General features: G+C 62.2%; 20 protein-coding genes. 13 read left to right on the forward strand and 7 right to left on the reverse strand.

Features of this window, described 5'->3' with window-relative positions; translation table 11 throughout:
- Window positions 1-6 precede the first annotated feature (6 nt).
- The 3 genes from HMPREF3147_RS06040 to HMPREF3147_RS06050 all read right to left on the reverse strand — a co-directional run bounded on the left by HMPREF3147_RS06040 (window position 7) and on the right by HMPREF3147_RS06050 (window position 2,401).
- Entirely contained in the window at window positions 7-897 is an 891-nt protein-coding gene (locus HMPREF3147_RS06040; RefSeq protein ID WP_070445928.1) for a cation diffusion facilitator family transporter, read from the reverse strand.
- 80 nt (window positions 898-977) lie between these two features.
- A complete protein-coding gene (locus HMPREF3147_RS06045; RefSeq protein WP_070445932.1) occupies window positions 978-1,841 on the reverse strand; it encodes a hypothetical protein in 864 nt (287 codons plus the stop codon).
- Window positions 1,841-2,401, reverse strand: coding sequence for a hypothetical protein (locus tag HMPREF3147_RS06050; protein WP_070445935.1), 561 nt, complete (start codon window positions 2,399-2,401; stop codon window positions 1,841-1,843). The genes HMPREF3147_RS06045 and HMPREF3147_RS06050 overlap by 1 nt, the downstream gene beginning before the upstream one ends.
- Before the next feature lie 133 nt (window positions 2,402-2,534).
- On the opposite strand from HMPREF3147_RS06050, the gene HMPREF3147_RS06055 reads away from it, so the two are divergent.
- Window positions 2,535-3,368, forward strand: coding sequence for a DUF1266 domain-containing protein (locus tag HMPREF3147_RS06055; protein WP_070445939.1), 834 nt, complete (start codon window positions 2,535-2,537; stop codon window positions 3,366-3,368).
- A 3-nt stretch (window positions 3,369-3,371) separates the two neighbouring features.
- Here HMPREF3147_RS06055 and HMPREF3147_RS06060 read toward each other — a convergent pair whose 3' ends face one another.
- Window positions 3,372-4,598: a lipase family protein gene (locus tag HMPREF3147_RS06060; protein ID WP_070445942.1), complete on the reverse strand. Its 1,227-nt coding sequence runs from the start codon at window positions 4,596-4,598 to the stop codon at window positions 3,372-3,374.
- Window positions 4,599-4,676: 78 nt separating this feature from the next.
- On the opposite strand from HMPREF3147_RS06060, the gene HMPREF3147_RS06065 reads away from it, so the two are divergent.
- Window positions 4,677-4,847, forward strand: a complete 171-nt coding sequence (locus tag HMPREF3147_RS06065; protein ID WP_010188861.1) for a DUF4236 domain-containing protein — start codon at window positions 4,677-4,679, stop codon at window positions 4,845-4,847.
- The gene (locus tag HMPREF3147_RS06070) at window positions 4,847-6,163 is read left to right on the forward strand and encodes a threonine/serine exporter family protein (protein ID WP_070445948.1); all 1,317 of its coding nucleotides are present in this window, start codon (window positions 4,847-4,849) and stop codon (window positions 6,161-6,163) included. Before HMPREF3147_RS06065 ends, HMPREF3147_RS06070 begins: the two co-directional genes overlap by 1 nt.
- Here HMPREF3147_RS06070 and HMPREF3147_RS06075 read toward each other — a convergent pair.
- Window positions 6,129-6,989, reverse strand: coding sequence for an HhH-GPD family protein (locus HMPREF3147_RS06075; protein WP_070445951.1), 861 nt, complete (start codon window positions 6,987-6,989; stop codon window positions 6,129-6,131). The genes HMPREF3147_RS06070 and HMPREF3147_RS06075 overlap by 35 nt on opposite strands.
- A gap of 41 nt (window positions 6,990-7,030) precedes the next feature.
- Here HMPREF3147_RS06075 and HMPREF3147_RS06080 point away from each other — a divergent pair, with 41 nt between their 5' ends.
- Together HMPREF3147_RS06080 and HMPREF3147_RS06085 are read left to right on the forward strand one after the other, a co-directional pair.
- On the forward strand, window positions 7,031-7,654 hold the full coding sequence (locus HMPREF3147_RS06080) for a carbonic anhydrase (RefSeq protein WP_070445954.1): 624 nt from the start codon (window positions 7,031-7,033) through the stop codon (window positions 7,652-7,654).
- Window positions 7,655-7,761: 107 nt separating this feature from the next.
- Window positions 7,762-8,502: a hypothetical protein gene (locus HMPREF3147_RS06085; RefSeq protein WP_070445957.1), complete on the forward strand. Its 741-nt coding sequence runs from the start codon at window positions 7,762-7,764 to the stop codon at window positions 8,500-8,502.
- On the opposite strand, the gene radA is transcribed toward HMPREF3147_RS06085, so the two are convergent.
- Window positions 8,489-9,871 carry a DNA repair protein RadA gene (gene radA / locus HMPREF3147_RS06090; protein WP_070445960.1) on the reverse strand — a complete coding sequence of 461 codons (1,383 nt, stop codon included), beginning with the start codon at window positions 9,869-9,871 and terminating at the stop codon, window positions 8,489-8,491. The genes HMPREF3147_RS06085 and radA overlap by 14 nt on opposite strands.
- Before the next feature lie 208 nt (window positions 9,872-10,079).
- Window positions 10,080-10,655 (reverse strand): hypothetical protein, encoded by a 576-nt coding sequence (locus tag HMPREF3147_RS06095; protein ID WP_070445962.1) that lies wholly within the window; start codon window positions 10,653-10,655, stop codon window positions 10,080-10,082.
- 288 nt (window positions 10,656-10,943) lie between these two features.
- Here HMPREF3147_RS06095 and HMPREF3147_RS06100 point away from each other — a divergent pair, with 288 nt between their 5' ends.
- The 8 genes from HMPREF3147_RS06100 to HMPREF3147_RS12565 all read left to right on the forward strand — a co-directional run bounded on the left by HMPREF3147_RS06100 (window position 10,944) and on the right by HMPREF3147_RS12565 (window position 17,186).
- Window positions 10,944-11,528, forward strand: a complete 585-nt coding sequence (locus tag HMPREF3147_RS06100) for a CarD family transcriptional regulator (RefSeq protein WP_010188874.1) — start codon at window positions 10,944-10,946, stop codon at window positions 11,526-11,528.
- The gene (gene ispD / locus HMPREF3147_RS06105; protein WP_070445965.1) at window positions 11,500-12,261 is read left to right on the forward strand and encodes a 2-C-methyl-D-erythritol 4-phosphate cytidylyltransferase; all 762 of its coding nucleotides are present in this window, start codon (window positions 11,500-11,502) and stop codon (window positions 12,259-12,261) included. Before HMPREF3147_RS06100 ends, ispD begins: the two co-directional genes overlap by 29 nt.
- On the forward strand, window positions 12,254-12,736 hold the full coding sequence (ispF, locus tag HMPREF3147_RS06110; RefSeq protein ID WP_070445968.1) for a 2-C-methyl-D-erythritol 2,4-cyclodiphosphate synthase: 483 nt from the start codon (window positions 12,254-12,256) through the stop codon (window positions 12,734-12,736). The genes ispD and ispF overlap by 8 nt, the downstream gene beginning before the upstream one ends.
- A gap of 46 nt (window positions 12,737-12,782) precedes the next feature.
- The gene (gene cysS / locus HMPREF3147_RS06115) at window positions 12,783-14,189 is read left to right on the forward strand and encodes a cysteine--tRNA ligase (protein ID WP_070445971.1); all 1,407 of its coding nucleotides are present in this window, start codon (window positions 12,783-12,785) and stop codon (window positions 14,187-14,189) included.
- Window positions 14,190-14,248: 59 nt separating this feature from the next.
- The gene (rlmB, locus tag HMPREF3147_RS06120; RefSeq protein WP_070445974.1) at window positions 14,249-15,199 is read left to right on the forward strand and encodes a 23S rRNA (guanosine(2251)-2'-O)-methyltransferase RlmB; all 951 of its coding nucleotides are present in this window, start codon (window positions 14,249-14,251) and stop codon (window positions 15,197-15,199) included.
- 18 nt (window positions 15,200-15,217) lie between these two features.
- On the forward strand, window positions 15,218-15,952 hold the full coding sequence (locus tag HMPREF3147_RS06125) for an AAA family ATPase (RefSeq protein WP_070445977.1): 735 nt from the start codon (window positions 15,218-15,220) through the stop codon (window positions 15,950-15,952).
- Complete coding sequence (locus tag HMPREF3147_RS06130) at window positions 15,949-16,599, forward strand: AAA family ATPase (protein WP_070445980.1); 651 nt, start codon at window positions 15,949-15,951, stop codon at window positions 16,597-16,599. Before HMPREF3147_RS06125 ends, HMPREF3147_RS06130 begins: the two co-directional genes overlap by 4 nt.
- Before the next feature lie 305 nt (window positions 16,600-16,904).
- Entirely contained in the window at window positions 16,905-17,186 is a 282-nt protein-coding gene (locus tag HMPREF3147_RS12565; protein WP_080550367.1) for an ATP-binding cassette domain-containing protein, read from the forward strand.
- Window positions 17,187-17,219 lie beyond the last annotated feature (33 nt).

Genomic DNA, 17,219 nt, shown 5'->3' on the forward strand with positions numbered 1-17,219 from the left:
AAGGAATCAGCACACGGTCTCGTGGGATTCGTGCTCCGGGTGTTCGATCTGGATGGTGGAGTGCTCGATGCCGTGTTCACGCAGAGCCTGCTGGGCGGCATCCAACAGTGGGCCGGTGTCGACGGTGCCGTCGCGCACGATGTGCACGGTCGTGAGCACGTTTACACCATCCAGGCTCCACAGGTGCAGGTCATGGATATCGGCAACGCCCTCGACCTGCCGCAGCGCGGGCTCGATCACGCTGGCGTCGAAGCCCGCCGGAACCTGCTCGAGCAGCACGCTCGCCGACAACCGCATGAGCTGCCAGGCGCGCGGCAGCACCATCGCCGCGATCACGAGGGAGGCGATCACGTCCGCCGCCACAAACCCCGTGGTCAGCACCACGATGCCCGCCACAATCACGGCGACCGAGCCGAGCAAATCCACCAGCACGTGCAAGAACGCGCCCTCCACGTTAATTGAGGATTCGCGGTGCCGGTGGAGCACCCACGCCGACAGTGCATTCGCCACGAGACCGATGACCGCGATGATCAGCATTGCCTCGCCCTGCACCTCGGCCGGGTTCTGTAGGCGACGCACAGCTTCGACGACAATCCATACCGAGATCGCCAGCACCATCACCGCATTTGCCAGCGCCGCAAGCACCTCCACTCGCCGGTAGCCGTATGTGGCCTGGGCTGATGCTTGTCGACGCCCAATCAACACCGCAATCACCGCAATGATGAGCCCGGCGGCGTCGGAAAGCATGTGCATCGCATCGGCCATCAGCGCCATTGAGCCCGCCAACCAGCCGCCGATCAGCTCCGCGAAGAAGACGGTGCCGGTAATGCTCAGCGCAATCAGTAGTGCGCGCAGCGGCGTGCTGGAGTGATCATGGTCGTGGTGCTCGTGTGCCATGCTCTCAGCTTATCGCCACCGACTCTTATTGGCAATAAAATGAAAACAGAAGGCGGCGGGTAGAAGTGCGCGTTCTAGCTCTACTTGGCCACGCCGAGGTCTACCAGAGCTTTCTTTGCCACCTCAGGGTCATTATTTTTGATCATGTACTCAACGATTCCCTTATCATCTGGGAGGATTTCCTGAACAGTGATGAGGGACTCGACTCGCTGTGCTTTGAATGTGGAGCCACGCGTTGATTCTGCCGGAATCTCAATGCCGTCTAGGACGGGCTTGCCGTCACGAACAGCGGCGGTAGCGGCAGGGTCATCGGTGAAGACTACGTAACCAACCTCAGGTGCTTTCGTCGTATCCACGGAGCAGTTGGTGCCCATTGCTTCTGGGGCAGGGGAGTTATCCGCGCCGTAGTAGCTGAACACCACTTCATAATCCGTGCAAGCCTCCACGAAGTCAGCAATCGGCTCGGGTGCTTGGTCAGCAGGGGTGAGGCCACTTTGAGTGTCGCCAGTGGTTGCTCCACCGGTCGCGCCGGTAGCGCCACCGTTGGAAGCCCCAGAATCGGCAGGTGCCTCAGCGGCCGGTTGTTCGGGAGCAGCCGAATCCTCTGATTTATCACCAAAGAGCGCGTTTTTAAGTGCAACGTAGCCAATCGCTACCACCACGATGACCGCGATCACGAGCGGAAGGAGCAACAGCTGCTTCTTAACGCTGAGACCCTGCTTTGAGTCATTGGAGTGGGTGCCTGTGGTTCCCGCGGTGGGGTTCGACGAGGGTGAGGCGGTGCCCGAGGCGCTCTTCGGAGACGTGCCGGCGTCTAGTGGTGAGCCGTGCTTGATGAAATGGCGGTAGCCATTATCCGCAATTACCTGGCCTTCTTCGATGTGTGAGGTGTCTTCTGCCCCGTTAAAGTGGTCGGGCGAACCCGGGTATGCAAGTCTGCTCATTATTCAGTCCACCACCGTGAATCAATGTCGGAATACAGGGAGTGCATCGACGCAACGCGCTCTTCCACGCTGTTGCGATTGAGACGGTGCTTGTTTTCTTTCCATCGCTTAAAAAGTTCTTCCGAAGACACCGCGCGCGAGGCCTCCGTTCGTGCCTCCCGGCCTGCGGTCAGGGCCCACTGGGCGGCAAACTGCACGCGACGCGCGGCCTTCTCCGTGAACCCGCTCCACACTTTGTAGGTGCTGTAGAGCTGAGCCACGACGGCCCAGCCACCCTTGTAGGGCAGAACTGTGACGTTGCCGAGGCTGTCCAGTTCAAGGAACTCAAAATGAGATGGATCCTTCTTATCGGCGGTCACGAGGATCCTACGGTTGGTGACAAACGCGGCACCATCCACCCCGCTTGCTTTCGTGGGGGCGGCTTCCAAGACAATCTCGTCGACACCAAGGCCTTCCACAACGGCTGCGGCGGCAGTGTACACAATCTCGGAATCACCAGCACGTTTAAGCGCGGCGCCGAGATCTGGCCGGTCTGTCAATGCAATTTGGGGTCCTGTCATGCAGACGAGACTAACAACACATCAAAAATGATGACTGTGTGTGCTGCGATATGGCGTCCGTCACTCCCCAACATAGGGGTGACGGAGGGGGCGCCACGGATCCACGTTGGGAACCTCGGTACTTTGTGAAGATATGAGCTCAACGTTCACGCCAGCAAAGTTTGATGATACTTGGATCTACCGCCTTACAAAGTTCCCGTGGCCGGAACCGGCGCCGAGCAAAGATGAAGTGCGCCGCCACTCTTGGGGAATGATATACAAGAGCAATAAGGCGTTTGCGACTCCGCTAGGGGTTGAGGACATCAACGCAAGGACGGCCAAGTACTACAAAGCATCTCTCGAGCAAAACTGGGGGGTCACTGGTGCACAGGAAGCGCACCAGGCTATTGACGTGTTGCTCGAAGGTAGTCAGCACGTGGAAAATGACTTTATTTTACCGCTCGCATACGCCGTGAAGGACGTCCCCGAGCGCGAGCTAGATGCGGAAGTGGAGGAAAAGGTCGAGTTCCTTAAAGACTTCTTTGTTGCCCAAGGCGCGGATCCGCGTCGTGGAGAACATAAGTTCCGCTACCTCGTAAGGATGTTGCGTTCGGAGGGCTTTGCCAAAGCAGCGGCTCCGGCACTGCCCGCCACGACTCGCGCATGGGACATAATCCGAATTCACAACGTCGGTGGTCCGGCAACGGAGCTGGGGTGGATCTCTCCAGAAGAGTTCCTTCAGATTTCCGATAAGGCCGTGGCGGCCCTGCAGCGCTACTTCGTGTCGTGGGCTGACGTAGCTGCAAGCTTCTGGTGGGGTCGAATGATCTGGGCAAGTGACGGTGAGCCCGACGTCGCCGCTGCGATGAAAGATCAATCGCAACGGCTCACCGAGTTGCTCGCACACAGTGATTCGCCTTGGGTACGCGTGCCCCTGCACGACATCGAGGCAGAGGAGCCATTTTCATCCCTGGACGGTCTGCACTAGGGCTTAGGGAGCTTGGCAGTTGGTGGGCGCCGGCACATCCCGGAAACGGTCAATCAGATAGTCCACGCCGTGTGGAACCGAGTTGATGATGCCAACGGCGTGGTTGGCCCCGGAGTGGGGAAGAACGTCGACGGGGTCGGCGGCTTCAAACTGGACAGTCCCACCGAGTGAGCAGTAGCTACCGGCCATCGCGCGAGCTTGCTCGTAGGGGATGAGGTCATCAGTGGGGGAGTTCATGACCAACATCGGGGCGTTGAGGGCACGCCGGCCCAGTCGTTGCTCCGCGAGCATCTGGGCGGCAGCCGGTTTGCGGCGCACGAGTTCGCCGAAGGACTCGCCCGTCTTGGTCAGCTGGCTGGTGCGGGTAAAGCCCCACGTCGCAATCGAGTCACCGATGCAGGCGTGGGCGGCGCTGGCCAGGAAGTGCATGCCCCGCGGGTTCATTTCGGTGACGATTTCGTTATAAAAATCAGAGCTGCGCTCCGCATAGCCGTTGATGGCATAGCCTAAAACGTGAACGATAGAGGAGCCATCGACCGCGTTCATGACCTCGAACAGATCGGCCGGCGGGGCACCGGCGTAGGTGCCCTTGACGTTAAGCTCGGGCGCATAGGTTTCCGCGTACTCGGCTGCGGCCGCGGCCGCACCGCCGCCTTGGGAATAGCCGGCGAAGGCAACGGGGGCATCCACCGGTGCGTTTGCGTGGCGGAGAGCGGCACGGGCGGCGTCGAGAACCGCGTGTGCTTCCTCGATGTGGTTGACATAGGTGTGGTGACCTGGTGTGCCGAGTCCCACCAGGTCGGTCGTGACCACGCGCACGCCCTGCTGCGCGGCGTAGCGGTACAGCGCGTACTCGTAGTTCATATTGAGCGTGACCTGATTGGCCGGACCAAGCGCAACGTTGCCCACCGACTGCGCGGCATTAGACGGAGCGCACTGGTCGCCCGCGCCGCGGGTGCCGGGTGCGAAGACGATGGTGGGGCGCTCACCCGGGCCGATCCAAGCAGCGGAAGGCTCGTAGATAATACCGGTAACGGTGGTGGGGGAGCCGTCCATGAGCGTGGACTCATAGGAGATCTTCTCCGCAGTGATGCCGGAGACGCCTGCGAGGTGGTCAATCGGATGGGTAGCGGTCGGGGTTCCGGGTGTGGCCGATGCCGTGACGGGCAGCAGTGCCGTGGTCGTGAGCGCGAGGGCCGTCACGAGTGTGCGAGGAGAGATCAGATTCATGCTGTAAGAGTAATCGCTCTGTCGTCGGTGCGCAGCGACTTCGCTGTGCTCAAACTTCGCTGCGCTAAGCTGGCGCCCATGGGCATTTATTTTCGCAAGCGCAAGAAGACCGGAAAGAATAGCTGGATCAACGTTTCCGGTTCCGGTGCGTCGATGTCGACGAAGGTCGGCCCCGTGACCTTTAACTCCCGCGGCGGCATGTGGGTCAACCTGCCCGGCGGACTGAATTTCCGGGGACGCTGGCGCTAATGACTTCTCACCCCAACAGCGACTATGTCCGCATGGGGTACGAGGCGGACGTCGTCCTGCGCCTAGGCATGATGCTCATGGGCGCGGGAACGTCCGGCTACCGCGTGCTGCGCGGCATGAAACGTGCCGCCCGCGCGCTCGGCTTTGATCGGCTCGACGCCAACGTTGGCGTCACCCAGATAACGTGCACGTTTCACCGCGGCCGCGAGTTTCGCACCGTGGTGGCCCAGCAGCATTCACCGGCTGTCGATGCATCCCGGATCGAAGCCCTTGAGGACTTGACCCACCACCGGCTGTACGCGGGCATTACGGCGGAAGAACTCACAAAGATGCTCGACGTCATCGAGGCCAACGTGGTCAAGCGGTGGAACCGCTGGCTCCTAGCCGCGGCGGCGTCCATTGCGTGCGCCTCATTCGCGGTCCTGAACTTCTTCACGCCGCTGGCGATTCTCCTCGTGGCGCTCGCCGCTTTTTGTGGTCAGCTCACCCGCGCGGTCCTACACGGCAAGCACGTTCATCAGCTGGGCTGCATCGTGGCGGCCGGAACGGTGGCTAGCCTCGTGTACTTCTTCACCACCGAGGCCGTAGCCGTCGCCGGGGTGGCGGATCCGTCGGAGTTTTCCTCGGGCTACGTGGCCGCGGTGCTCTTCCTTATTCCCGGCTTCCCGTTGTTCTCCGCGCTCATTGACCTCGCGCGCTTCGACTTCGAGGCTGGGCTATCCCGCCTGACTTATGCGTTGACGGTGATCACCGCTGCGACCTTTACCGTGGCTCTGGTCAGCTGGACTACGGAGCTGACCCCGGAACCGGGCACCCCCGACTATGAGCCCGTGTGGTACCTCGCCGCCGCGGCGGCCAGCTTCCTGGGCATTTCTGGATTCGCGTTCCTTTTTAACTCCTCGCGCCGCATGGTTCTCGTGGCGGCCGCGGTGGGAACGGTGGCCAACCTCGTACGCCTGCTCCTCATCGGGGTCGGGGCCACGGCCTACGTCGGCGCTTTCGCCGGCGGTGTCATCGTCGGGCTCTTGGGCGCGGTGGCCTCCACACACGCACACCTGCCGCGCATCACTACGACGGTGCCCGCGTCCGTCATCATGATCCCGGGCACCTCCATGTTCCGCACCGTCTATCACCTCAACGTGGGCAACATGGACCAAGCGTTGAGCAACTTCGCTACCGCCTCGATGGCCGTGGCGGCCATCGGCTGCGGGCTTATCCTCGCCCGCTTGTTGACCGACCGCGATTGGACCTTCGGCCACCTCATCGACTTCTCACACGTGCCTAGTGCGGCAGGTGGAACAAACCCTCGTCGTTGACATCCATCAACCCGTCCTCGAGCAGCGAGGCCTGCGCCCGCGAGCGCTGCGCCGCGTCCGGCCATACCGCATCAAGGTCGGCCTGGGTAACTGGGTGGGGCGAGCCGCGCAGGACGTCGAGAAGCAGCCCCCGCACCTGTCGGTTCGTGCCGGTGAACTTTTGCACGCGTTTCTTAGCCCGCGCGGTCTCCTCCGCACTAGGTTCTGGGCAGCCCGCGAGCTGCCAGGCGCACGAGGCCTTAATAGGGCAGGCGGCACAGTCCGGGTTCTTGGCCGTGCACACCAAGGCACCGAGTTCCATGAGAGCGGCCGAAAAACGCGGGCCGTTCTCTTCCGGAAGCAAGGCTTCTACCTGTGCTAATTCGCGTTTCGCGGGCGTCGGGGCGAGGAAGCGCCCCTCCTCGGCGCGGGCGTAGACGCGGCGGACGTTGGTATCCACCACCGGAACGTTGTGGCCAAAATGGAAACAGGCCACCGCACGGGCGGTGTACTCACCAATTCCCGGCAACGCCAAGAGCTTGTCGACGTCTCCCGGGACCTCCCCCTCACCAATCTCCTTCGCGCACTCCCATAAGCGCAGTGCGCGGCGCGGGTAGCCCAGTTTGCCCCACGCGCGCAGGACATCCGCCTTGGAGGCCGCCGCAAGGTCCTGTGGGGTAGGCCAGCGGCGCATCCACTCCTCCCACTGCGGGGCTACGCGTGCGACGGGGGTTTGTTGGCTCATGACCTCGCTTAAGAGCACACCCCACGCCGAGGTACCCGGCCGGCGCCACGGCAGGGGGCGCTCATGAGCATCGAACCATTCCACGACAGCTTGGGTATCCATAGGCACCTCAGTGTAGGGCGGCGGGGTCTAGACTAAGAAACATGCCTTTAGTAGATGTCCCTCAAGACCCGCAGAAGGTGTGGGAAGCCCTCCAGGAAGGTAACCACCGACTGGTGACGGGTAACCTCATCGACGTAAATCAAGACGCGAAGCTGCGCGCTGGCCTGACCCAAGGCCAGGACCCGCGCGTGATCGTGCTGGCCTGTTCCGATTCCCGCGCGCCCATTGAGCACGTGTTCAACATTGGTTTCGGCGATGCCTTCGTCATCCGCACCGCCGGTCACATCCTGGACAGCGCGGTGATGGCCTCGCTGGACTACGCCCTGGAAAACCTCAAGGCCAACCTGCTCGTGGTCATGGGCCATCAGTCCTGCGGCGCGGTGGGTGCAGCCTCAGACTTCCTGGCGGGCGGCGATCTGCCGACGGGCCTGCAGCGTCCGATCATTGAGCGCGTGGCTGCCGCCTCGATGGTGGCCAAGCGCGATGGCCGTGAGGAGCGGGCCGATTTCGAACGCGAAAACACCGCACAGACGGTGTCCCAGATCATTTCTGACGTGCCGGCTGCGCGCCAGCTTCTCGACGCCGGCACGCTCGGCATCGTCGGCCTGCGCTACCTCCTGGAGGATTCCAGCGTGGAGACCGTCGTCCTACACGGCGTTGAATAACCCGTGTGCTCACCCGGTTCCTCGGGTGAGCACATAGAAGCCGCTGCTCAAGACACGCGGCTCCGGGCTGGCCCGGGTTGGGCTCTAGTCCCCTTAAACTAAGAGCTGTGACTGAGCCATCCCGTACCCCGAAGCAGCTGCCGCGAGAGATCTATGTTCGCCGTCGCGTCGCTGCGCTCGTGGCGATCTTGGTACTCGTGATCGTTCTTATTTGGGCTGCCACCGCGCTCTTTAGCGGTTCGGAGGAACCGGGAGCGGAATCACAGCAAGCAGCGGCTTCGGATACCTTGGCCCCGTCGGAGGAAGCAACCTCGGCGGTGGAGACAACCGAGTCCACTGCGGCCGAGGGCTCCGCTGAAGCCTCGGAATCGGCTGAGCCGAAGGAAGGTGAGCAGGACAAGGAAGCGCCATCCTCTGAGGCGAAGCCCGACGAGTTGACCGTTGATCCCACCAAGACGACGTGTTCCCTCCAAGACCTCAAGGTGCTGGCCAAGACCAACGAGGACAGTGTTCCGGCCGATAAGATGCCGACCTTCTACTTGGAGGTCTTTAACCCGACAACGGCAGATTGCTCCATAGATCTGGATGAGGAACAGCTGCGCTTCGAGGTCTACAAGATGGGCTCTAACGAGCGCGTGTGGGCCGATACCGATTGCTATGCCTCGGTGGAAACCGGCAAGCAGACCTTCAAATCCGGTGAGACTCGCTACTTCCAGGCGGATTGGTCCCGTAAGCGCTCCGAGCCGGGCAAGTGCACCGACCGCGAGGAAGCCGAGCCGGGTGCTTACTTTCTACACTCCGTCATCGGTGAGAATTACTCCCCAGCGCTCCCGTTCAACCTGCTTTAACAGCGGCGATAGCCTCACTCAGCGTTGCCGCTTGGTGCACCCGCATGCCGCCGCTGGTTTCCACCTTTCCGGGCGGGACGATGGCGAGGCGGTAACCCAAGCGGGCAGCTTCCGACAAGCGGCGGTCTAAGTTAGGTACGCGGCGCACCTCGCCAGCGAGGCGGACCTCCCCGATGACAACGGTCTTCGCCGGTAGCGGTTGCTCGTGCAAGGAGGACCACGTGGCAAGGGCTACGGCAAGGTCCGTTGCCGGCTCCTGAATTTTCATTCCTCCCACCGTGGCCACATAGGCATCCTTGTCGTTGGTGCGTTCGCCCGCGCGGGCCTGGAGCACTGCGAGCACCATGGGAACGCGGTTGGCATCAAGCCCCGTCACCACGCGCCGTGGGTTCTTCGCCACAGGATCCACGGTGAGTGCCTGGACCTCAGCCAGAATGGGGCGCACACCATCCATGGCGACGGTCACCGCCGAGCCATCCGGGGTGCTGCCGCGGTGGGAGAGAAAGAGGCCGGAAGGATCCGCGACCTCCCGGATTCCGGCCGCTGTCTGTTCGAAGCAGCCCATCTCATCGGTGGCGCCGAAACGGTTCTTCAGGCCCCGGAGAAGGCGCAGAGAGGATTGACGGTCACCTTCAAAATTCAGGACGACGTCCACGAGGTGCTCAAGCACGCGCGGTCCGGCAACGTTGCCGTCTTTGGTTACGTGCCCGACGAGGAGGATGGGGATGCCGGTGGTTTTGGCCAGCGTGGTCAGGGCAGCGGTCACCGCGCGCGACTGGGCCACGCCGCCAGCCACGCCTTCGACTCCGGCGGCGTGCATGGTTTGGACGGAGTCCACGATGAGCAGGCTGGGTTTGAGCTGTTCCACGTGCCCAAAGACGACGTCGAGATTCGACTCAGCCGCAAGGTAGAGCGTTTCGTGCAAAGCCCCGGTGCGCTCAGCGCGGGCGCGGACCTGACCGGCGGATTCCTCCGCGGTGGCATACAGCGCAGTGCGCCCTAGCTGCGCCCAGCGGGAAGCAACCTCGAGCAGGAGAGTGGATTTGCCGACTCCCGGTTCACCTGCCATGAGCACCACCGACCCGGGGACGACGCCGCGGCCCAAGACTCGGTCAAGTTCCCCAATGCCGGTAGTGATGGCCTTCGTTGCTGACGCACCGACCTTCGTTATCGGCACCGCTGGGCTCGTCGGCGTTAGGCCTGTGGGACGGCGCCCAGACACCGCAGCCTGGGCAGCAGTACCGCTCTCAGCCGCCGCGGTTTCCTGCAGCGTCCCCCACGAGCCGCACTCAGGGCAGCGGCCAAGCCACTTGGGGGAGACGAAGCCACACTCAGAGCAGGTGTGGACGGGACGAACCTTTTTTGCCATGTCTCACACTCTAGTAAGCCGCGTGGACATCGATGTCAGCCTGCAGGACAGTGCAGGCCATGTGCCGCAGGACGGCTCTTTTTCTTTTCTCTCTTAACGCTATGCAAAAACGAAAAAGAAACCGCCCCAGCTGCCAAAGTTTTCCCGAATCTTTAAATCACGGGCTACAACTTTGGCAGCTGGGGCGGTTTATCTATGAAGAAAAGGCTTATTTGTTCTCGGCGTAGCCCTCGGTGGACTGCGGGTCGCGGTCATAGTTACCGGACTGCAGCGGGGAGGCCGACACGGTGGCATCAACCTCAATGGTGCCGGTGTTGAAGGTGAAGGTCACCGGGCGGGAGCCGCCAAAGGCGTAGTCCTCATTCTCCAGGGAGGTGGTCACATAAGTGATGTTCTTATCCTTGCCGTCCTTGGGGAGGCGGTCCAGGTTCTCCTGGGAATCGGCGTAGAGAGCATGATCGCGCGGAAGCGGCTCGACGCCCTCCAGGGGCACATCCTGGCCGTCAACGCTGACGGACTCGAGGGTAACGTCATCGACCTTGTAGCCCTGGTTCACGGCAACGAACTTCAGGGAGGTCTCACCGGTGTCCGGCTCAACCTGAATGGTGACGTCACGTACGGCCACCTTGCCATCTTCGGAGCTTGCGGATGCACCGTCGACAGCAATCACCTTTTCCGCGGTCTGCGCAACATGACCGGCCGAGCAGGACGCCAAGGCCAGCGCGGAGAGGGCGGTAACTGACATGATGGCACCGCAGCGAGCGGCGGACTTCAGGGACTGCACTGTGAGTGTCCTCCATTGAATTGCGATCACAAAGCTTATCAACGCTTTAGCCTAGTACCTCCGGGGGGAAAGCACACAGTTTCCGCTAAACCCCTTGGGTAGACCGGGGGTAGCCGGGCTTTATATCAGCCGCCATAGTGGTGTAGTGCAGCCAGTGCGCAGCGCCCGGGCGGGGCAGCAGGGGTAGAAAGCAGCGTGCTAGAATAGACTCCCTGTATATGCGGCCCACCGAGAGCACGCCGAGCGCACACGATGGGCATCGTCTCAAAGGCTTCACAAGGAGTGGCAATGGAATTTAAGGTCGGAGAGGTCGTCGTCTACCCCCACCACGGCGCCGCCAAGATTACGGCGATTGAAACGCGGGAGATGGGCGGCGAGGAGCTCGAATACCTCGTTCTCCAAATCAACCAGTCCGACCTGGTGGTGCGTGTCCCTTCCAAGAACGTTGAGATGGTGGGCGTGCGCGACGTTGTGGGCAAGGAAGGCCTCGAGAAGGTTTTCTCCGTTCTGCGCGAAGTAGACGTCGAGGAAGCCGGCAACTGGTCCCGCCGCTACAAGGCGAACCAAGAGCGCCTCGCCTCCGGTGATATCAACAAGGTGGCAGAGGTCGTGCGTGACTTGTGGCGCCGTGATCAGGACCGCGGCCTGTCCGCTGGTGAGAAGCGCATGCTGGCTAAGGCCCGTCAGATCTTGGTGGGCGAGCTTTCCCTGGCTAAGCCGGTTGATGAGAAGAAGGCTGACACCATGATGGAGGAGATTAACGCCACCATCGAGCGCCACCGCGCCGCTGGCCTGGTGGAGGACAAGTCCATTACCACCGACATTGACAATGACGTCGATCTCGATGACCTCTCCTTCGACGACGAAGACTAATCAACGCTCCACCGCCCGCGTCATTGCTCTCGTCGCGGCTGCCGGTCAGGGAACGCGCCTCGGGGCCGAAGTCCCGAAGGCCTACGTGGAGCTGCGCGGGCGCACCTTGCTGGAGCGTTCTGTCCGGGCCATGATCACCTCAGAATTCGTCGATGAGATCATCGTTCTGGTCAGTCCCGCGATGGAGGGCTACGCCGCCAGTATCCTCGACCGCATCGATTCTGATGTTCCCGTACGTATCGTCCACGGTGGGGGTGAGCGCGCCGATTCTGTCTGGGCGGGATTGCAAGCAATCCCGGAGGAGGACGCCGTGGTGCTGATCCACGACGCCGCCCGAGCGCTGACGCCGCCGGGGATGATCGCGCGCGTCGCCAAGCGCGTGCTCGACGGTGCCACCGCAGTTATCCCGGTCCTTCCCGTGGCGGACACCATCAAAGAAGTCGAAGGGACCGCGGTGCTGTCTACGCCGGACCGTTCCCGTCTGCGCGCTGTGCAGACGCCGCAGGGTTTTAGCCTGGCTGCGCTGCGCCGCGCCAACCTAGACTATTGGGCGCAGGACCCCGACTTCGTCGCCACGGACGACGCCAGCCTCATGGAATGGCATGGTGAGCGCGTGGAGACCGTGCAGGGAGATACCTTCGCGTTTAAAATCACCACCCCCATCGACCTCGTCCTGGCGAAAGCCGTGACGGATGAGGTCGAACCGACCATCTTCGAGGTGCCTAGTGACTAACCCCATCATCCCCCGCGTGGGAATCGCTACCGATGCCCACCAGATCGAGCCCGGAAAACCCTGCTGGATCGCAGGTCTGCTTTTTGAAGGCGTCGATGGCTGCGAGGGCCATTCCGATGGGGACGTGGTGAGCCACGCGCTTGTCGACGCTTTGCTCTCCGCCTCCAACCTCGGCGATTTGGGCTCCTTCGTTGGTGTAGGCCGTCCAGAGTACGACGGTGTTTCCGGGGCCCAGCTGCTGGGCGAGTGCCGCGAGCTGCTAGAAAAAGAAGGTTTCATCATCGGCAACGCCGCTGCGCAACTGGTTGGTCAGAGCCCCAAGATGGGCCCGCGGAGGAAGGAAGCAGAGGCCGTGCTGAGCGACATCCTCGGCGCCCCCGTGTCCGTCTCTGCGACGACGACGGATCACCTTGGCTTCACCGGCCGCAAGGAGGGCCGCGCTGCCGTGGCTACGGCTGTAGTCTGGCGCGCCTAAGGAGTCCTGAACTTGCCGGCTGGATGAGTCAATTAGACTAGGCCAGGTGAGTACTTTGCGCATTTTTGATACCGCCACCCGCAGCCAACGTGAGTTCGAGCCGGTTCGTCCCGGCCACGCGTCGATCTACCTGTGTGGTGCCACCCCGCAGTCGCAGCCGCACATTGGGCACCTGCGCTCCGGCGTTGCCTTTGACATCCTGCGCCGCTGGCTGCTCGCGCAGGGCTATGACGTGGCCTTGGTGCGCAACGTCACCGATATCGATGACAAGATCCTCACCAAGGCCGCTGAGAATAACCGCCCCTGGTGGGAGTGGGTATCCACCTATGAGCGCGAGTTCACCAAGGCCTATAACACCCTGGGTGTTCTGCCCCCTTCCGTGGAGCCGCGCGCGACGGGCTTCGTCACCCAGATGGTGGAGTACATGCAGCGGCTTATCGACGCCGGCTTTGCTTATGCCGTGCCTGGCGAAGACGGTGCTGGTTCCGTCTACTTTGACGTCGCGGCGTGGAATGCCACGGAAGGCTCGGACTACGGAGCGTTGTCTGGCAACCGTGTCGAGGAGATGGAACAGGGCGAAACAGACAACGCTGGCAAGCGCAGTCCCCAGGACTTCGCGCTGTGGAAGGCGGCTAAACCAGGTGAGCCGTCCTGGCCCACCCCGTGGGGCCGTGGCCGGCCGGGCTGGCACTTGGAGTGCTCGGCCATGTCCACCTACTACCTAGGCGGCGAATTCGATATCCACTGCGGTGGCTTGGATCTGCAGTTCCCGCACCACGAAAATGAGATCGCACAATCCCATGCGGCGGGCGATAAGTTTGCCAACTACTGGATGCACAACCACTGGGTCACCATGGCCGGTGAGAAGATGTCGAAGTCCTTGGGTAACGTGCTCTCCATTGCCAACATGCTGGAGATCGTCCGCCCGGTGGAGCTGCGCTACTACCTGGGCTCTGCGCATTACCGTTCGGTCCTCGAATACTCCGAGGCAGCGCTGACCGAAGCTGCGGCTGGCTACCGCCGCATCGAGGACTTCGTGGGCAAGTTCGAAAACGTAGAGAAGGGCGAGTGGACTCCGGCCTTCGAAGAGGCGATGAATGATGACATCGCTGTGCCGAAGGCGCTGGCGGAAATTCACACCACCGTGCGCGCGGGCAATAAGGCGCTCAGTGAAGGCAACCGTGAAGAGGCCGAGCGCCTCGCTGGGGCGGTGCGCGCCATGGCCGCGGTTCTTGGCTTTGATCCACTCGATGAACAGTGGAAAGATAGTGGCGAAGAAAGCGGCGCTGATGCGGCCCTGGACGTGCTCGTCCGTGCCGAACTGGAGCGTCGCACCACCGCCCGCGCAGAAAAGGATTGGGCTACTGCGGACGCCGTGCGCGACCGCCTTGCAGCCGCGGGTATTACCATCACCGACACCGCCGACGGCCCCACCTGGACCTTGGCGGATTAACGTCCTTGGCAAAGGCCAAGGACAGCACAGAAGTCGAGGACGACAAAGGAGAAGAACTTATGGCACGTACCCATGGCCGCGGCGGCGCGGGCGCCCGCAAGTCCAATAAGAAGGGAGCTACGAAGGGCTCTGGTGGCCAGCGCCGAAAGGGTCTGGCTGGCAAGGGCCCCACGCCCAAGGCTGAGGACCGCGTCTACCACGCCAAGCACAAGGCGAAGCTGGAGCGCGAGCGCCGCAATTCGGGCCGTCACCAGAAGGAGACCGCGGAGATGGTCGTTGGCCGCAACCCGGTCATCGAGTGCCTCCACGCCAAGGTGCCTGCTACCTCCCTCTACATCGTGCAGGGCACGCGCAATGACGCCCGCCTGTCTGAGGCAGTGGCCATGTGCAATACCCGCAACATCCCGATTCTTGAGGTCCAGCGCCACGAGATGGATCGCATGACCGGCAACGGCATGCACCAGGGCATTGGCCTGCAGATTCCGCCGTACAAGTATGCCGACGTTCATGACCTGATGGATCGGGCCCGCGATGCTCAGGAACCGGGTATGTTCGTCATCCTCGATAACATCACCGACCCGCGCAATCTCGGCGCAGTCATCCGCTCCGTCGCGGCCTTCGGCGGCCATGGTGTCATCATCCCAGAGCGTCGCTCCGCCTCCGTCACCGCGGTGGCCTGGCGTACCTCCGCCGGCACCGCCGCGCGCTTGCCGGTGGCTCGCGTGACCAACGTGACCCGCACGGTCCAGGACTTCCAGAAGGCCGGCTACCAGGTTGTTGGCCTGGATGCGGGAGGCGAGCACACCCTCGATACTTACAACGGTGGCACCGACCCCGTTGTCATCGTCATCGGCTCTGAGGGCAAAGGCATTTCGCGCCTCGTCCGCGAGAACTGCGATGCCATCATGTCCATCCCCATGACCGACTGGGTTGAATCCCTCAACGCCTCCGTGGCGGCAGGTGCGGTGCTTTCCGAGTTCGCCCGCCAGCGTCGCGCGGCCCAGAAGTAGGCTCACGCTTTCGTCGCCATGTTCCTCACGAGTGTGCGTCCCGCCCCGGAGCTTATTGGGGAGGGACTGCCCGGCGTGCCGGAACACATGCGCCGCCTGGGCGTGCTCATCGCAGCGCTGCCCGGCGGCGCCTTGCGTTTGCCTACGCCCGTGACCGTCGTCGTGGGGGATAACGGCGCCGGAAAATCCACGCTGCTCGAGGCCATCGCCGTGGGGCTTGGCGTCAATCCCGAGGGCGGCTCGCGCCACGCCCGGTTTGCCACCGGCGACGAGGACTATCCCGAGTGGCTCATCTGCTCGCGGGCGCACAACCCGCGCGACGTGTACTTCTTGCGCGGCGAGACCTTCCTCAACTTGAGCGAGTATCACCACCAGATCCACAGCCCGGAGAATCCCGATCCGCTCAGTGACCTGCCGTTTCTCAGCCACGGCCAGGGTCTGCTCGCCCTCGTCGAGAGACGCTTCCATTCTGACGGAATGATCATTCTCGATGAGCCGGAAGACGGCTTGTCCTATCCCCGGCAGGTCGAGGTTGTCGCGCAGCTCGAGCGCCTCGCCGCCCAGGGCGCGCAGGTCATCCTCGCGACGCACTCGCCAGTCTTCCTCAGCATGCAAGGCGCGACCGTCTACGCGTTCGGCGACAAGGGGATTGCGCCCGTCGCTCCCGAAGCGACGGAAGCTGTCCACGCCGCGCGCGAGTTCCTTGCCGATCCATTGGGGACCGCCGCGTTTCTTATTGGGGAGGGCGAATGAGAGACTTCTATGTCGACGCCTATGCCGCGCTGGACGGCGGCCACGGACCTGAGTGGGTGTCCTCCGTTCCTGGTTTCGTGGCGCTGCGACGCCAAGGACTGGACCTGCGTGCGCCGGTGACCGTGCTGACCGGGGGCAACGGGGTAGGAAAGTCGACGCTCGCCGAGGGCATTGCCTTCGAGTACGGCTTTCCTGAGCGCGGTGGGATATGGGGTGTGCAGCGCTCCGCCGGTCCCATCAATCCCCTCCGGAGGTGGGCGAGCCTGCGGCTAGGTACCGCGCCCAAGGACGGCTACTTCCTGCGAGCGGAGGCGCACTACAACGTTGGTTCGACCGCGATGTCGCATGGCGAGTCCGTCATGGACGTCGTGCAGCGTTCCTTTGATGGGCGCGGGCTCTACATCCTCGACGAGCCGGAATCTGGGCTTTCGCTCGTGCGGCAGATGACGCTCATGGCGGAAATCCATCGCGCCGCGGAGGCGGGTGCGCAGTTCATCGTGGTGACGCACTCGCCGATTGTGGCAGCCATCCCCGGTGCGCGGATTGTTGAAATTACAGAAGATGGGTTCTTCCTTGAGCTGCGCGACGTGACACAGACGCTGGCGTTTCAGTCGTTGCGTGAGTTTCTCTACGCCTCCGGATGCTAGATTCAGGGCCGAGAAAGCTGGATGGCGATCTTTACTTCTTGGTTGCTGGCCAGTACTTCACATCTTGAACATTCAGATTGCGTGCGTGTGCCGAATACAAGGTTCTGGAGGATTGGGGTTCCACGGCTTAGAGACGAGGACGACTCGGTCCTTTCCCTGCCGTTTTCACCTTGTACAGATTCAGCTGCGGGTAACTTGAAGAATCTTCGCCAGCAAACCGTGACATCGAGAGTACATACATGCACAGACGTGTGCAACATCACGCTGGGACGTAATAATTCTCTAGATAACAACGGGTCGCAAGTGTGATTAGTCAGTACGCGAGAAAAGAAAACCTACGCGATGGAACGCGACCTCTACGCGATCGTCAACGACATTGCCGACCACTACAACAAGGTTCACTGAATGATGAACTGAAGGATCTTTTATCCCTTGTAGGCCTTTCATTGCACCACAGTGTTTCCTGCGAGCATGCTTCGCTCGGTATGAAACAGCGTCTAGGAATCGCCAAAGCACTGGTCGGTAATCCACAATTATTGCTTCTCGACGCTCACCTACGAACGGCCTCGACCCGAGGTTGGGGCTGAGTGGAGTGAGACACGATGGGGCGCACGTGCAGT

The sequence above is a fragment of the Corynebacterium sp. HMSC05D03 genome (assembly GCF_001807205.1).
Taxonomy (GTDB): domain Bacteria; phylum Actinomycetota; class Actinomycetes; order Mycobacteriales; family Mycobacteriaceae; genus Corynebacterium; species Corynebacterium aurimucosum.

What these genes read in the sequence shown, in the direction of transcription:
- HMPREF3147_RS06040 (WP_070445928.1), bottom strand. Translation starts at nt 897, where the DNA reads ATGGCACACGAGCACCACGACCATGATCACTCCAGCACGCCGCTGCGC.
- HMPREF3147_RS06045 (WP_070445932.1), bottom strand. Translation starts at nt 1,841, where the DNA reads ATGAGCAGACTTGCATACCCGGGTTCGCCCGACCACTTTAACGGGGCA.
- HMPREF3147_RS06050 (WP_070445935.1), bottom strand. Translation starts at nt 2,401, where the DNA reads ATGACAGGACCCCAAATTGCATTGACAGACCGGCCAGATCTCGGCGCC.
- HMPREF3147_RS06055 (WP_070445939.1), top strand. Translation starts at nt 2,535, where the DNA reads ATGAGCTCAACGTTCACGCCAGCAAAGTTTGATGATACTTGGATCTAC.
- HMPREF3147_RS06060 (WP_070445942.1), bottom strand. Translation starts at nt 4,598, where the DNA reads ATGAATCTGATCTCTCCTCGCACACTCGTGACGGCCCTCGCGCTCACG.
- HMPREF3147_RS06065 (WP_010188861.1), top strand. Translation starts at nt 4,677, where the DNA reads ATGGGCATTTATTTTCGCAAGCGCAAGAAGACCGGAAAGAATAGCTGG.
- HMPREF3147_RS06070 (WP_070445948.1), top strand. Translation starts at nt 4,847, where the DNA reads ATGACTTCTCACCCCAACAGCGACTATGTCCGCATGGGGTACGAGGCG.
- HMPREF3147_RS06075 (WP_070445951.1), bottom strand. Translation starts at nt 6,989, where the DNA reads ATGGATACCCAAGCTGTCGTGGAATGGTTCGATGCTCATGAGCGCCCC.
- HMPREF3147_RS06080 (WP_070445954.1), top strand. Translation starts at nt 7,031, where the DNA reads ATGCCTTTAGTAGATGTCCCTCAAGACCCGCAGAAGGTGTGGGAAGCC.
- radA (WP_070445960.1), bottom strand. Translation starts at nt 9,871, where the DNA reads ATGGCAAAAAAGGTTCGTCCCGTCCACACCTGCTCTGAGTGTGGCTTC.
- HMPREF3147_RS06100 (WP_010188874.1), top strand. Translation starts at nt 10,944, where the DNA reads ATGGAATTTAAGGTCGGAGAGGTCGTCGTCTACCCCCACCACGGCGCC.
- ispD (WP_070445965.1), top strand. Translation starts at nt 11,500, where the DNA reads ATGACCTCTCCTTCGACGACGAAGACTAATCAACGCTCCACCGCCCGC.
- rlmB (WP_070445974.1), top strand. Translation starts at nt 14,249, where the DNA reads ATGGCACGTACCCATGGCCGCGGCGGCGCGGGCGCCCGCAAGTCCAAT.
- HMPREF3147_RS06125 (WP_070445977.1), top strand. Translation starts at nt 15,218, where the DNA reads ATGTTCCTCACGAGTGTGCGTCCCGCCCCGGAGCTTATTGGGGAGGGA.
- HMPREF3147_RS06130 (WP_070445980.1), top strand. Translation starts at nt 15,949, where the DNA reads ATGAGAGACTTCTATGTCGACGCCTATGCCGCGCTGGACGGCGGCCAC.